This window comes from Photobacterium carnosum (genome assembly GCF_002849605.1).
Lineage (GTDB): Bacteria > Pseudomonadota > Gammaproteobacteria > Enterobacterales > Vibrionaceae > Photobacterium > Photobacterium carnosum.
Window position 1 is genome coordinate 54,535 of the sequence record NZ_NPIB01000026.1, and the last position, 14,176, is coordinate 68,710.

14 protein-coding genes and 3 tRNA genes are annotated in these 14,176 nt (G+C 40.6%); 6 read left to right on the forward strand and 11 right to left on the reverse strand.

From position 1 onward, the window contains the following. Positions 1 to 777: 777 nt before the first annotated feature. From CIK00_RS17210 to epmB, 4 genes are all read right to left on the reverse strand, one after another. Complete coding sequence (locus tag CIK00_RS17210) at positions 778 to 1,230, reverse strand: molecular chaperone GroEL (protein WP_101769874.1); 453 nt, start codon at positions 1,228 to 1,230, stop codon at positions 778 to 780. 197 nt (positions 1,231 to 1,427) lie between these two features. Then, positions 1,428 to 1,616: a hypothetical protein gene (locus CIK00_RS17215; RefSeq protein ID WP_101769875.1), complete on the reverse strand. Its 189-nt coding sequence runs from the start codon at positions 1,614 to 1,616 to the stop codon at positions 1,428 to 1,430. Positions 1,617 to 1,651: 35 nt separating this feature from the next. Further along, a complete protein-coding gene (gene rimK / locus CIK00_RS17220; protein ID WP_101769876.1) occupies positions 1,652 to 2,554 on the reverse strand; it encodes a 30S ribosomal protein S6--L-glutamate ligase in 903 nt (300 codons plus the stop codon). A 463-nt stretch (positions 2,555 to 3,017) separates the two neighbouring features. After that, positions 3,018 to 4,040: an EF-P beta-lysylation protein EpmB gene (gene epmB, locus CIK00_RS17225; protein WP_101769877.1), complete on the reverse strand. Its 1,023-nt coding sequence runs from the start codon at positions 4,038 to 4,040 to the stop codon at positions 3,018 to 3,020. Between the two features lie 33 nt (positions 4,041 to 4,073). Between epmB and efp the strand changes: the two genes are divergently transcribed. After that, the gene (gene efp / locus CIK00_RS17230) at positions 4,074 to 4,640 is read left to right on the forward strand and encodes an elongation factor P (protein WP_101769878.1); all 567 of its coding nucleotides are present in this window, start codon (positions 4,074 to 4,076) and stop codon (positions 4,638 to 4,640) included. A gap of 141 nt (positions 4,641 to 4,781) precedes the next feature. On the opposite strand, the gene frdD is transcribed toward efp, so the two are convergent. Genes frdD through frdA form a run of 4 tightly spaced genes read right to left on the reverse strand, consistent with a single transcriptional unit; the run spans position 4,782 to position 8,104 of the window. Continuing rightward, positions 4,782 to 5,147, reverse strand: coding sequence for a fumarate reductase subunit FrdD (gene frdD / locus CIK00_RS17235; RefSeq protein WP_101769879.1), 366 nt, complete (start codon positions 5,145 to 5,147; stop codon positions 4,782 to 4,784). Positions 5,148 to 5,157: 10 nt separating this feature from the next. After that, complete coding sequence (gene frdC, locus CIK00_RS17240; protein ID WP_045038109.1) at positions 5,158 to 5,541, reverse strand: fumarate reductase subunit FrdC; 384 nt, start codon at positions 5,539 to 5,541, stop codon at positions 5,158 to 5,160. A gap of 2 nt (positions 5,542 to 5,543) precedes the next feature. Then, positions 5,544 to 6,284, reverse strand: a complete 741-nt coding sequence (locus tag CIK00_RS17245) for a succinate dehydrogenase/fumarate reductase iron-sulfur subunit (protein ID WP_101769880.1) — start codon at positions 6,282 to 6,284, stop codon at positions 5,544 to 5,546. After that, positions 6,284 to 8,104 (reverse strand): fumarate reductase (quinol) flavoprotein subunit, encoded by a 1,821-nt coding sequence (frdA, locus tag CIK00_RS17250; RefSeq protein WP_101769881.1) that lies wholly within the window; start codon positions 8,102 to 8,104, stop codon positions 6,284 to 6,286. The genes CIK00_RS17245 and frdA overlap by 1 nt, the downstream gene beginning before the upstream one ends. 564 nt (positions 8,105 to 8,668) lie before the next feature. Between frdA and epmA the strand changes: the two genes are divergently transcribed. Next, complete coding sequence (epmA, locus tag CIK00_RS17255; RefSeq protein ID WP_101769882.1) at positions 8,669 to 9,640, forward strand: elongation factor P--(R)-beta-lysine ligase; 972 nt, start codon at positions 8,669 to 8,671, stop codon at positions 9,638 to 9,640. 289 nt (positions 9,641 to 9,929) lie between these two features. On the opposite strand, the gene CIK00_RS17260 is transcribed toward epmA, so the two are convergent. The 3 genes from CIK00_RS17260 to rsgA form a co-directional block, all read right to left on the reverse strand. Then, on the reverse strand, positions 9,930 to 10,655 hold the full coding sequence (locus CIK00_RS17260) for a carbonic anhydrase (protein WP_101769883.1): 726 nt from the start codon (positions 10,653 to 10,655) through the stop codon (positions 9,930 to 9,932). Positions 10,656 to 10,902: 247 nt separating this feature from the next. Continuing rightward, on the reverse strand, positions 10,903 to 11,769 hold the full coding sequence (gene asd, locus CIK00_RS17265) for an archaetidylserine decarboxylase (RefSeq protein ID WP_101769888.1): 867 nt from the start codon (positions 11,767 to 11,769) through the stop codon (positions 10,903 to 10,905). Positions 11,770 to 11,994: 225 nt separating this feature from the next. Beyond that, positions 11,995 to 13,047 (reverse strand): small ribosomal subunit biogenesis GTPase RsgA, encoded by a 1,053-nt coding sequence (gene rsgA, locus CIK00_RS17270; RefSeq protein WP_101769884.1) that lies wholly within the window; start codon positions 13,045 to 13,047, stop codon positions 11,995 to 11,997. Between the two features lie 72 nt (positions 13,048 to 13,119). Between rsgA and orn the strand changes: the two genes are divergently transcribed. The 4 genes from orn to CIK00_RS17290 all read left to right on the forward strand — a co-directional run bounded on the left by orn (position 13,120) and on the right by CIK00_RS17290 (position 14,135). After that, a complete protein-coding gene (gene orn / locus CIK00_RS17275) occupies positions 13,120 to 13,665 on the forward strand; it encodes an oligoribonuclease (RefSeq protein ID WP_101769885.1) in 546 nt (181 codons plus the stop codon). A 131-nt stretch (positions 13,666 to 13,796) separates the two neighbouring features. Then, positions 13,797 to 13,873: transfer RNA gene (locus CIK00_RS17280), tRNA-Met, on the forward strand. A gap of 27 nt (positions 13,874 to 13,900) precedes the next feature. After that, a tRNA-Gly gene (locus CIK00_RS17285) sits at positions 13,901 to 13,976 on the forward strand. A gap of 82 nt (positions 13,977 to 14,058) precedes the next feature. After that, positions 14,059 to 14,135: transfer RNA gene (locus CIK00_RS17290), tRNA-Met, on the forward strand. Positions 14,136 to 14,176: the final 41 nt, after the last annotated feature.

Sequence of the window (14,176 nt, forward strand, 5' to 3'; positions counted from 1 at the left end):
GTACGTAAATAAAATGCATATAAAACAGCTAGTTAGGTTGTTATTTTGTATGTAGATTAAATAGCGTTAATTGGTTCAGCTATTAGCTGTATTTTTAACTAAAAGCTGACCATAACTCAATGGTTGAGAGTGATGATACTTATTTATTTATTAATAGAGGTAAGCGTTTAATAAATTAAAACTGATCATGATTGGAATAAGTGCATGGATAAAAATCCAAGTACAGTTTTATTTATAAATTTAATCTTTTTGTTGATTAATATTATTTAAGTTTATTTTACTGTTATTTTATTACGGTACTATATTTGGCTTTAAAGAAGGTTATTTGCAAAATATAAGTTATTTTATACATGGATAGTTATTGGCTTATTATTTTCTTTTAGCTGCTTATTTTAAAATAAATTGAACAGTGAGGTTTGGTATTAATATTTTATGGTGTTATTCGAGAGGAAGGTTAACATTTATTTATCGCTGAGGGAGAATAGTGACAGAGTTAAAGTAACCTAACTAACTATAGCTTGATAGGTAAAAGACCTGAAAAGCTGTACGCTTATTTAGTCTTTTATTATCAGTCACTTAAATTCAGTTTGTGTTTTTTGGTCGCGGTGTTATTTATAGTACATAAAATAGCTGACATTTTTGTGTATAGCTGTACGTTTTGTGTGGCATTGTTAGATTAAAGAGTGCCATTAATCATTGAGGCATAAAAAAGCCCCTGTAGTGATAACAGAGGCCATTAATATATAAAGACATACTATAAAAAGAGGTCTATTAATTCTAGCTTGGTAGATGTTCTTGGTTTAAGGCTACCCACGCCGCCATAAAGCAGACTACAAATGATTGAATGTAGCCACGTAGATCAATATCACCTTGCACTAGCACATCATCCGCGTTGGGCTCCATATTAAACGAGACCTTATTATCTTTAATGCTAAAGAATACACGGCCAATTAAGATAAAGTTGTCACCATCATCATCTGGGTTGTAGACCATTCCGGCGCCAATTTGATCGTGCTCAGTAATTTGTAAGGCACTGAATGCTAATTTTTCTGCGCCGTCAAAGCCAAAGCCTGCATAACGCTTACCTTGTTCTGGTTGTTGCAGTAGTTGTGAGATCAGTTGTGTATAGGTAGTCAGCGCCTCTGCTGGCACTTCATTGGTATTTACTTGTCCCATACTATATGGGTTATCATCTTCTACCATTTCAACATCATAGCTAAAATCAATCATGACTAATCCTTTTTCAGTTCTATCGTCATTGTATTGTTTATACGTTAGCGTAATTTGCTGGTTCGAGGTAGTACTAATCAATATATTGCTTACTGAGTGTTTTAAAGATCACGTTATCGATTCATAACCCGTTTTTTTTGATAGCTGGACAGTCATGGGTTTATTTGGGAAAAATGCAGAGATTGATGGCAATTTTACTACCATGTTACTTTAGCTATAGTTTGCAGCGCAAAAAGCTCAAAAAGCTGTACGATTATTTTTCGTTTAATATCAATGATTTGCTGTTGTTTTTGTTCAGCACGGGAAGGTGTTGGTAATGAACACCTTTTAGCTGTTATTTTGATAAAAATATGAACGTTATTGTTTGGGTAATAAAAAGCAGCCATATAAGGCTGCTTATCGATAACGTATTCTTTATAAGTTATTGATTTTTTAAGTTACGACGGCTTTTTCCTGCATTTTTTTCAATATGATCAATGATCATACCTGCAATATCTTTGCCTGTTGCCGCTTCAATACCTTCAAGGCCTGGAGATGAGTTAACCTCCATGATCAGTGGTCCGCGTTTAGATCGTAATAAATCAACGCCAGCAACACTGAGCCCCATCGCTTTTGCCGCAGCAATCGCAGTTTTACGTTCTTCTGGCGTAATTCGAATTAATGAAGCACTGCCACCACGGTGTAAGTTGGATCGGAATTCACCTTCTGCTGCTTGACGTTTCATTGCTGCGATGACTTTTCCCCCAATCACAAAGCAACGAATGTCAGCACCACCGGCTTCTTCTATATATTCTTGCACCATAATGTGAGCTTTAAGGCCTAGAAATGCTTCAATCACACTTTCTGCTGCTTTTTGGGTTTCCGCTAGAACAACGCCAATCCCTTGAGTGCCTTCTAAAAGCTTTATGACTAGAGGCGCACCGCCAACCATTTTAATCAGATCTAAAACATCATCAGGTTTACTCGCAAAACCGGTAACAGGCATACCAACACCTTCACGGCTCAGTAATTGTAATGAACGTAGTTTGTCGCGAGAACGTGAAATTGCAATAGATTGATTCACAGAAAATACATCCATCATTTCAAATTGACGTAATACCGCACAACCATAAAAGGTAATGTCTGAGCCAATGCGAGGAATGATGGCATCAAAGCCAATCAGATCAGTCCCTTCAAAATGAATCGAGGGTTGAACTGAGTTGATATTCATGTAACAGCGAAGGGCATTGATAATAACCGCCTCATGGCCTCGTTGTTGACAAGCCTCATGCAGACGGCGGGTTGAATATAAGTTTGCGTCCTGTGACAAAATGCCAATTTTCATTGCGATACTCATGTAAGGGAGCGGGTTGGCAGCAGCGACGACGTTTGGCGACGCCTAGAACAATAAAGGGCTGCGTATGAGGCGCGACTATGCATGTAAATCATTAAAAAATCGAGATCTGCCACGATGATTTTTTTTAATGGTGAGCTGCAATAAAATTGGCGGGTCATTAAAAGTAACATCATAGGCTAATAGCTTTTGAGATATATAGCTAACAAAGCTGTACAAGCTGTACAATCATTATAAAACAATGACTTATATATTGTTATTGTAGCGCCTATGATAGGCTGAAATGTAAGTGTGTATTTTTGGTGTTTTTGAGGTGGAAAGCTGTACAACTTAATGGCTATCGTCATCAGCTGTGATCTATTACTGACTCGCGATAACGAGTCAGTATGGTAATAGTGGTGCTGCATCGAAAAGAAGGGAGTTGTAACCGTTAAAATTGTAGTTATTTAAGTCGTTATTCAAGTTGAAGATCAAGTGGGGTTTTGCTGCTTCTGCCACCAATCTCGCGCGCTAATGTAGGGACTAGATAGCCAGAAACATTATTGATTAATCCAGCCATTAAGATACGTGCCTGTTGATCACTGACAAAGAAGTGTGCAGCGCCTTGTACGTGATCCAGTACGTGTAAGTAGTACGGTAATATCCCAGCATCAAATAAGGCTTCGCTGAGGTCTGTAAGTGCTGTGACGGAGTCATTAACCCCTTTAAGGAGTACGCTTTGGTTTAGCAGGGTGACCTTAGCGAGCTTGAGCTGTGTCATCGCCGAGGTTAGCTCATTATTGATTTCATTGGCATGGTTAATATGGGTCACCATGATAATTTGTAAACGACTGCTAGCAAATAACTCACACAGTGCTGGTGTGATGCGATGTGGGATCACAACGGGTAAGCGGCTGTGAATACGCAACCGTTTAATATGTGGAATAGCGGCAATATGTTCGAGCAACCATGTTAATTCGTGATCTTTAGCCATTAGTGGATCACCACCAGATAAGATGACTTCGTTAATGTGTGGTTGGGTTGCGATGTAATCAAGACTTTGCTGCCAGACGGTTTTATTGCCTTTGTTATCTTGATAAGGGAAGTGACGTCGAAAACAATAGCGACAATTCACTGCACAACCGCCTTTAACGATCATTAATACACGGTTATGGTATTTGTGTAACAGCCCTGGAATGGGGTTATCTTGCTCATCAAGAGGATCAGTTGAGTAGCCTTGATGAACCTCAAATTCTTGCTCTAGCGGCAGTACTTGGCGCAATAATGGATCGTATGGGTTGCCAATTTCCATTCTTTCGACAAAACTTACAGGAACGCGAAGCGCGAATAAATTTTTAGCCGCGAGGCCTTTTTGCCAAGGTGTTGGATCAATTTTAAGCCAATTGAGTAGCTTTAAGGGATCAGATATCGCATTAGCTAGATCATTCAGCCAGTTTTGCTCAACAGATGGCACGTTTCGGGGTATGATATGCGACATTAAATACAACTCGAAGATGTTAAGAGGATTAGAATGGCGTCTTTCAGCACCAATGAATTCCGCAGCGGAATGAAAATTATGCTTGATAATGAACCATGTGTCATTATCGAAAACGAATTTGTTAAACCTGGTAAAGGTCAAGCGTTCAACCGCGTACGAATCCGTAAACTTATTTCAGGTAAAGTTCTTGAAAAAACGTTTAAATCAGGTGAATCAGTTGAAGCTGCGGACGTAATCGATACTGAACTTGATTACCTATACAACGACGGTGAATTCTACCATTTCATGAACAATGAAACATTTGAGCAAATTGCTGCAGACTTAAAAGCTGTTGGTGATAATGCGAAATGGTTAGTAGAAAACGATGCGTGTACGTTAACGCTTTGGAACGGTAACCCTATCGTTGTTACTCCTCAAAACTTTGTTGAGCTTGAAGTAACAGAGACTGATCCTGGTCTTAAAGGCGATACACAAGGTACTGGTGGTAAGCCAGCAACACTAACTACAGGCGCTGTAGTACGTGTTCCTTTATTCATCGCAATTGGCGAAGTTATCAAAGTTGATACTCGTTCAGGTGAATACGTAAGCCGTGTGAAGTAAATTCATATTGAGCTTTAAAAAAGGTCGCTTTGGCGGCCTTTTTTGTTGGCTGAAATTCAGGGTTATGATGTTTTAAATCTTTAAATAACAGCCATAAAAAAAGCACCGCAAGCGGTGCTTTTTTAGATTGTGTATCAATGATTATTTAATCATGAACACAAAGATGATTGATAACGCAGTCACTAAGAACGCTACTGCGTAACAAGCAATTTTACCTACAACACCAGTATGAAACTTAAGGTCGTGCATACCATGGTGTAGACGGTGCATACCATGCCACATTGGCAGTGATAAGGTAGCAATGACAAATAATGCACCAATAAAGCTGGTTGCAAAATTAGCAGCGCGATCATAGCTCATCGCTTCTGGGCTAATAATACCCAGTGGAACCATGATACCTAGTACTAAAATAGTAACTGGAGAGATCATTGCAAACCAAGTACCACCGGCACCAAATAAACTCCACCATACTGGTTCATCGGAACGTTTTGGATGTAAATTAATCACGAGCGGCTCCTTAAACTAGCGCTAAAACAATGGCGGTGATGACAGCAACAACTGCCCACTGTGCAAGAACGATAATTTTCTTATCCAGTTTCTTGCCCTTAATGCGAATTGGCACCACTTGCGGCATCATGCTAAAAAATGTTTGCGCGTGGAATAAACTGCCAGCTAACGCAAGAATATTTAGAATGATTACAATTGGGTTAGCCATAAAATTTAGCCAACCTTGCCATGCTTCAGGACCTTTTACTAAACAACCTAAACCGAAGGTTAAGCAGATAGTAAAGAAAATGAGCGGTAATACAGTAGCTTCACGTAGCATGTAAAAACGGTAGAAAGAGCTGTCTTTCCACCATGTACGCGTCATTTCACGAACGTAAGGTTTACGGTTGCTCATCCTTATGCCTCCTGAGGCTTCAACATTGCAATAACGAAATCTTTCGATGATTCGACTTTGCCTTGGTTTACTGCAGCTGCTGGATCAACGCTCTTTGGACATACTTCAGAACAGTAACCTACAAACGTACAACCCCAAGCACCATTTTCACTGTTGATCAGTTCCATACGCTCATGTTGGCCATGGTCACGGCTATCAAGATTGTAACGGTGTGCCAGTGTTAGTGCAGCTGGACCGATAAATTCAGGGTTTAGACCGAATTGCGGACACGCTGAGTAGCAAAGGCCACAGTTAATACAACCAGCAAATTGCTTGTATTTTGCCATTTGCTCTGGTGTTTGGATGTTTGTACCATCTTCTATTGTGCGGGTATTACCAATAATATAGGGCTTAATCGCTTCAAGACGCTCAATAAAGGGAGTCATATCGACAATTAAGTCTTTCTCAATCGCAAAGTTTGCTAATGGCTCAATTTTTACGCCATTAGGGTAATCACGAAGAAAGCTCTTACAAGCTAACTTAGGTACGCCATTAACCATCATGCCACATGAGCCACAGATCGCCATTCGGCAAGACCAGCGGTAGCTTAGGTGTTTATCAAGATGATCTTTGATGTAACCAAGCGCATCAAGTACTGACATAGTGTCGTTGAACGGTACTTCAAATGCTTGTAAATATGGTTCTGCATCTGTTGCTGGGTCATAACGCAGAATTTCAATTTTTTGAATGCGATTGTCTGACATTATGCCTTTTCCTCTTGAACTTCTGACTGCGCTGCTTGAGCTTTTTCATGTGCTTCGTGAGCTTCAGCTTCAGCACCGTATAGACGAGCTTTTGGCTGTGATTTCGTGATCTTTACATCGCTGTAATCAATAATTGGCGCGTCGCCATTGTTATAGAATGCCAATGTATGTTTCAGGAAGTTCACATCATCACGTTCAGTACAGCCGTCATCTAGACGTTGGTGCGCACCACGAGATTCTGTACGTAGAATCGCTGAGCAAGCCATTGCTTCTGCGACATCAAGACCGTAACCCACTTCAATGGCATATAGCAGATCAGTGTTAAAGACTTGGCCTTTATCTTGAATGCTAATATGTTTAAAGCGTCGCTTAAGCTCTGCTAGCTTATCAATGGTTGCTTGCATCAAATCTTGTTGACGGTAAATACCACAACCCGCTTCCATGGTGTGACCCATTTCAGTACGGATTTGAGCCCAGTTTTCATCACCTTCTTGTGCCATTAGGGCATCAATACGTGCTTGTACTGCGTCTATTTGGATATTGATTGAAGCGTCGTTCCAACCTTTGAATTCTTCAGCGCGTTTAACAGCGTGTTCACCTGCAACGCGGCCAAATACTACAAACTCAGCCAGTGAGTTTGAACCTAGACGGTTAGCACCGTGAAGACCAACAGAAGCACATTCACCAACAGCAAATAGGCCTTTAACGCGGGTTTCACAGGTACCGTTAGTTTCAATACCACCCATGGTGTAGTGTACGGTTGGGCGAATTGGAATTGGCTCTTTTGCTGGATCAACGTTTACGTATGCTTTAGCTAGCTCACAGATGAACGGTAGACGCTCATGTAAGTATTCTTCGCCAAGGTGACGTAAATCAAGCATTACTACATCACCTAGTGGGTGTTGAATAGTGTTGCCTTTTTGCTGTTCATGCCAGAACGCTTGCGAAACTTTGTCACGAGGACCTAGTTCCATGTATTTGTTTTTTGGATGACCCACTGGTGTTTCAGGGCCCATGCCATAATCTTGTAGATAACGGTAACCGTTTTTATTGACGATAATACCGCCTTCACCACGACAACCTTCAGTGATTAAAATACCAGTGCCTGGTAGACCTGTTGGGTGGTATTGAACAAATTCCATGTCACGTAGTGGTACACCGTGACGGAATGCCATTGCCATACCATCGCCAGTTACAATACCGCCGTTAGTATTACAGTGGTAAACGCGACCTGCGCCACCTGTTGCTAAGATTACTGATTTTGCTTTAATACAAACCAGTTCACCTTCTGCCATGTGAATAGCAATCAGACCTTGAACTTCGCCATCTTCAATTAAAAGGTCAACCACGAAGTATTCATCGTAACGTTTGATTTGCGGGTATTTGATAGATGTCTGGAATAGGGTGTGTAGCATATGGAAGCCAGTTTTATCTGCCGCGAACCATGTACGCTCAACTTTCATACCACCAAAACGACGTACGTTCACTTCACCGTTTTCTTTACGGCTCCATGGGCAGCCCCATTGTTCCATTTGAATCATTTCGCGGGTTGAATTCTCTACGAAATATTCAACCACATCTTGTTCGCATAGCCAGTCACCACCACCAACGGTATCGTTGAAGTGATTATCAAAGCTATCTTCGTCTTTGATAACAGCAGCAGAGCCGCCTTCAGCTGCAACTGTGTGCGAGCGCATTGGGTAGACTTTTGAAATAAGTGCAATTTCTAGTTCTGGGTTTGCTTCTGCAGCAGCGATGGCAGAACGTAGGCCTGCACCACCCGCGCCAATTACAGCGATATCTGTGGTAATAGTCTTCACAGCTATCCTCCGAAGATTAAGACGGTAAAAAAATGAAAAGGTACGTCGTGCGTACCTATCCTTGAAATCCTGCGCGTATTTTATGGAACCTCATTAATAGAAAATATGATGTAGACGCGTCTTTTTACCGAAATAATCAAAAAATGTAATCTGATTACAAAGTTTGTGATTATTGTCACAATTTTTCATGTTCGTTCATTGTTAATAATTTGTTTCGTTTGGTATTAATTGTTTATAGCTCATTAATGACGTGTTTCATTGTTTGGTTGTAACATCTTATGATGAAAGATTTAATAAGCTATGCGCTGCACAATGCGACTGTTTTTTGTAATTATTTTGTTAGTAACAATTTTGTTTTTGTTGGCTATTTGTTCGTTATTGTGCGGTTATTTGTTTTTTTAATCTCTGTTTACATGGGCTAGTTATGCTTTTTTATTAACACTGTTCATTTTTGGTCATAATAGTTTGGTGTGGTAAATAAATATAAAGCAGTCAATATTTGGTTAAGTGCGAGGCTTTGTTAGAATTAGACCATTATTTCCTTTTATGTAAGAAGAAACTGTTATGTCTCAGCCTTGGCAACCTACTGCGGAGATTACACAACTAAGACAACGAGCAGGGTTAATCGCGATAATTCGTCAGTTTTTTGCAGATCGTGATGTTATAGAAGTAGATACACCGGCAATGAGTCAGGCTACGGTGACGGATGTACATTTACATGCGTTTAAAACTGAATTTGTCGGCCCTGGTTATGCCGCGGGTCAAACATTGTATTTGATGACCAGTCCTGAATTTCATATGAAACGACTATTGGCGGCTGGCAGTGGTGCTATTTACCAAATTTGTAAATCATTCCGTAATGAAGAATCAGGACGTTACCATAACCCTGAATTTACAATGCTAGAGTGGTATCGACCTGGATTTGATCATCACCAGTTAATGGCTGAGATGGATCTGTTGTTACAGCAAGTATTAGGGTGTGGGGCAGCAGAAAAAATGACATATCAACAAGCATTTATTGATGTGTTAGCGGTGTGTCCACTTGAAGGGTCAATGGCTGAGTTAAAAGCCGTTGCTGCTCGATTAGGGCTAGCAGACATTGCTGAACCTGAGCAAGATCGCGATACCTTATTACAATTACTGTTTAGCATTGGTGTTGAAGCTAAAATTGGTCAACAAGTCCCCGCTTTTGTGTATGACTTCCCTGCATCACAAGCGGCTCTGGCGCAGATAAATCCTCAAGATCCACGTGTGGCAGAGCGATTTGAGGTTTATTTTAAAGGCATAGAATTAGCGAATGGCTTTCATGAACTTGCTAATGGTGATGAGCAGTTACAACGTTTTGAAGCTGATAATCAAAAACGAGTTAGCATGGGACTACAATCACAACCGATTGACATGCACCTTATTGAAGCGTTACGGGCTGGATTCCCTGATTGTGCAGGCGTTGCGTTGGGGATTGATCGGGTGATTATGCTGGCATTAGAACGTGATCATATTGATCAAGTTACGGCTTTCCCGATTGAAATAGCGTAAATATTATTCTTATCCTACAGCTTGATTCCAAAGATGTAGACGTAAAAAAGCACGGTATTTATGACCGTGCTTTTTTGTCATCAAATATCCACCATGCACCAGTTGATATTAGTAACGATGAATCACTCGTTTCATACTGAGGCAACGTGCATTTAATATCGAAGATCTGATTTGGTGTAAATAAATGATTGAATTAAACGGCAAGTAGGATTTCAAGGCGTTTAAACCGTGCGATGACTATAACGTTACTCTTTTTTAATTGCAACTGATTATCATTTGCAATTAGTGGTTAGTCGATTACAATTCGCGCATTAACAGGCTGTAGTGGACGGTTATTGTCACCCATCATTTGATTTAGTTGCTCAATTTGAGCTGCTGAACTGGTGAGATGGCTTTGCATAACATACCAGCGAACACCTTCAGTACAAGGTGGTGTGGTTAATGAACCATTGTAACGGAAATATTGGCGCTCACGTGGCAGTAGTGCGTTCGGGGTCAGATCACCATTAAAGTCAATGGTCTCACCTTTGGTTGGAATTGTTTTTAACAAGGTGGTTAATTCATTATTTGCGCGAGGTCCATTTTCAAACATCACTGAAATAACTGCAATATGACCGGTTGCATCAACGTTAACGAAATGCGCTTCTAACGGGTATTGTTTGCCATCAATATAGTTTTCAGAGGGGGTGTGAAAATGAAACTGTTTTAGAGTGTACGTATCACCATTAATCACCAAGGTATTATCGCCACTTACATTGGCTTCTATCGTGTGGCCGTTATTAGTTAAACTGGTGATTTTACCATCATAGCTAATTTGTAAGGGCTGAGTTTGGGCTTGAATCGGTGATTGAATGTCAATGGGACTTTGGTTTTCGCCGCCACAAGTAGGGTAACTGTTAACCCAATGTTCAGTGCCTTTTTGAGTGCTATATCCCCATGCGGCGTCGGCGTGTGCAGAAAGAGAGAAGCAAGTCGCTAACGCGAGTACTAATGCTGACACTGTATTTTTTTTCATGATGATTACCTATAAGTATGAAAATTATCCCGACCTAATCGTAGTACTTGATCTGCGAAATGGCACACTAACGTTAGCATACTAATCTTTTGGTTTGAGATTAAAAGTACGACCAAAGAAACGGTTCAGTTTATCGCTATCATATAAAGTGAAAGAAAGATTATCGATGAGAAAAAAGAAATTAAAGTCAGGCATTAAAGAAGAGATACGGAGTAAAGGCATACTCCGTATAGTTTGTTTTTATTTATTATTTCACTAAACGTTCAGCGTAAGGTTGTCCCATGCGGGTCACTTGGTGTGGTTGCATATTTTCTACAAAACGAATGCTGTCTTTAGGGAATAAATTGATAACAGTTGAACCCAATTTAAAACGGCCCATTTCTTGGCCTTTCTTTAAATTGATCGCTTGCTCACCAGTGGTAGGGTAATTCCAACGACGAATCTCAGGTCCCGTTGGCGGTGTTACTGTGCCTGCCCATACTGTTTCGATGCTACCAACAATAGTGGCACCAACCAGCACTTGAGCTAATGGACCAAACTCAGTGTCAAACACACATATTACACGCTCATTACGGGCAAATAAATTAGGTACGTTAGCTGCGGTTAATGGATTAACAGAAAATAGATCACCAGGAACATAAATCATTTGGCGTAGTACACCGTCACATGGCATATGAACACGGTGGTAGTCACTAGGTGAAAGATATAATGTCGCAAACTCCCCCCCCATAAACTTATCTGCTAAATCGCTATCACCGCCTAATAATTCACAAGCATTAAAATAGTGCCCTTTTGCTTGAAATAAACGTCCCGCTTTAATTGGGCCAAATTGGCTTACGCATGCATCAGCAGGATGGCTAATAATATGCGAGTCATTGTTAATTGGACGGGCACCTTCCATCAATTCGCGTACAAAAAAACTGTTGAAGGTTGAATAGGCGGCTGGATCTGGAATGCGTGCTTCAGCCATGTTGACGTTATATTGTTTGATGAACCAACGAATAATAGTAGTAGTTAGTTTTCCACCTTCATAAGCCGCCAGTTTACCCATTAAACGAGTTAATGCATGCTTTGGTATACAATATTGAAGGCCAATCTTAATCTTATCTAACACAATCATTCTTCCAGTAAATATTAATTAATCAATAAGTTAGTTATTCTTTTCTTATTTGGAAGAATAACGATAACCTGTAATAATACCGAACTATTGTAATAATGTCAGTTATTCTAGTGCTACGCAGAGAGTGGAGAAGGCAAGCTAGTCAGTGTTAATTAGAATTGTAGTCGATAAAAAATAAGCCTAAGAAAATAATTAGTTCTCTTAGGCATATATTCATTATCAGCTTGGCTTGTTACGTGAAAATTGACGGTTTGCGACAGTTTCCGACATGCTTTCAATAATTTTATGGTAACTGTTATAACGTGCACGACTAATATCACCACGTTCAACTGCTTCGCGAATGATACAACCAGGATCGTTACCGTGTTTACAATCACGGAATTTACAGCCACCTAAATGTTGACGAAACTCAACAAAGGCTTCAGTAATTTGTTCGGGCTCTAAATGCCATAAACCAAATTCACGTACACCTGGGGAGTCAATTAAATCACCGCCATCAGCAAAGTGATATAATCTTGCCGCGGTGGTGGTGTGTTGACCTAAACCAGAGTTTGTCGAAACATCACCAATATCAGCTTCAACATCAGGCATTAATGAGTTAACCATGCTGGATTTACCAACACCAGATTGGCCAGCAAAAATACTGACATGATCTTGTAAATCAACTCTTAGGTCATCAAGTCCTTCACCAGTATCGGTACTGACTAAGCGTACGCTGTAACCAATGTTTTGGTATTGCGTTAACTTTCGTTCAACGTCAACTCGTTGCTCTGGTGTAAGTAAGTCGACTTTATTGACAACGATTAATGGCTTAATACCAATAGTTTCAGCGGCAATAATGTAACGGTCAATAATGTTAAGCGACAATTCTGGTAGAATCGATGACACAATGATAATACGGTCAACGTTTGCTGCTACCGCTTTAACGCCGTCATAGTAATCAGGACGGGTCAACATTGTTTTGCGTTCATGTACTGCTTCTACAACGCCTGTAATACCTTGTAATGCTTCAACACCAGGACGCCAGACGACACGGTCTCCAGAAACAAGGCTCTGAATACTACGACGTAGGTTACAGCGATGAATAATACCCGTTTGCGGATCTTCAACATCAGCGTGTTGACCAAATCGAGTAATAACCAGCCCTTCACGGGCACTTTCCAATAGAGCTTCATCCCATTGGACTTCGTTTTTAGCGCGATTTAGGCGCTTATTTTGGTTAGAGCGGACACGTCGGCTCTGACCTTGAGTCAGTTTTTTCTTTTTTGCCACAAGAATATCGTTCTATTTGGTTGGCTTTCGGTATTATCATACATGGTTTAGTTATAAAAGAGGCAATATCGAATGACAATCAACGATCAGAACCTTATTTGGATTGATCTGGAAATGACCGGATTAGATCCAGAAACGCATAAAATCATTGAAATCGCAACGGTCGTGACCGATCCACAGCTTAATGTGTTGGCTGAAGGCCCTGTTATAGCTATTTATCAGCCAGAAGCTGAATTAGCAAAAATGGATGATTGGTGTACAACCACACATACTAATAGTGGTTTAGTCGAGCGTATTCGTCAAAGCACTATTACCGAAGCACAAGCCGTTGCTCAAACTATTGCGTTTTTAGAACAATGGGTGCCAAAGGGTGTATCACCTATTTGTGGTAACAGTATTGGTCAAGATCGTCGTTTCTTGTATAAGCATATGCCAATGCTTGAACAGTATTTTCATTACCGTTATCTTGATGTAAGTACACTTAAAGAATTAACGCGTCGTTGGAAGCCAGAGTTACTTGATGGCTTTTCTAAAAAAGGAAGTCACTTAGCATTGGATGATATTCATGATTCAATTGCTGAGTTACGCTACTATCGTGAGCATATTTTCAATATTTGATGTGAAAATAAGCAGTTAGAAAAAAATCTGCGTTTTTTGGTTTAAGAACTATTGCATCCGACAATTTTAGTCGTATAATGCGCAGCCTCGAAAGGAGATAACGAGTTTGTTTTCTTTCGTTGTAAATCGGACGCGGGGTGGAGCAGCTTGGTAGCTCGTCGGGCTCATAACCCGAAGGTCGTTGGTTCAAATCCGGCCCCCGCAACCAATCCTCTTTTTTTAAAAGAGATGTGATGCGACACTAGCTCAGCTGGTAGAGCGCAACCTTGCCAAGGTTGAGGTCACGAGTTCGAGCCTCGTGTGTCGCTCCAAATTTTCTCGCAAGAGAAAAGCTTATGGCTTCGGCGGTAAGTGGAAGTTGTCACCAAACTTTAATGGTGAAGAAAAATCGGACGCGGGGTGGAGCAGCTTGGTAGCTCGTCGGGCTCATAACCCGAAGGTCGTTGGTTCAAATCCGGCCCCCGCAACCAATCCTCTTTTTTTAAAAGAGATGTGATGCGACACTAGCTCA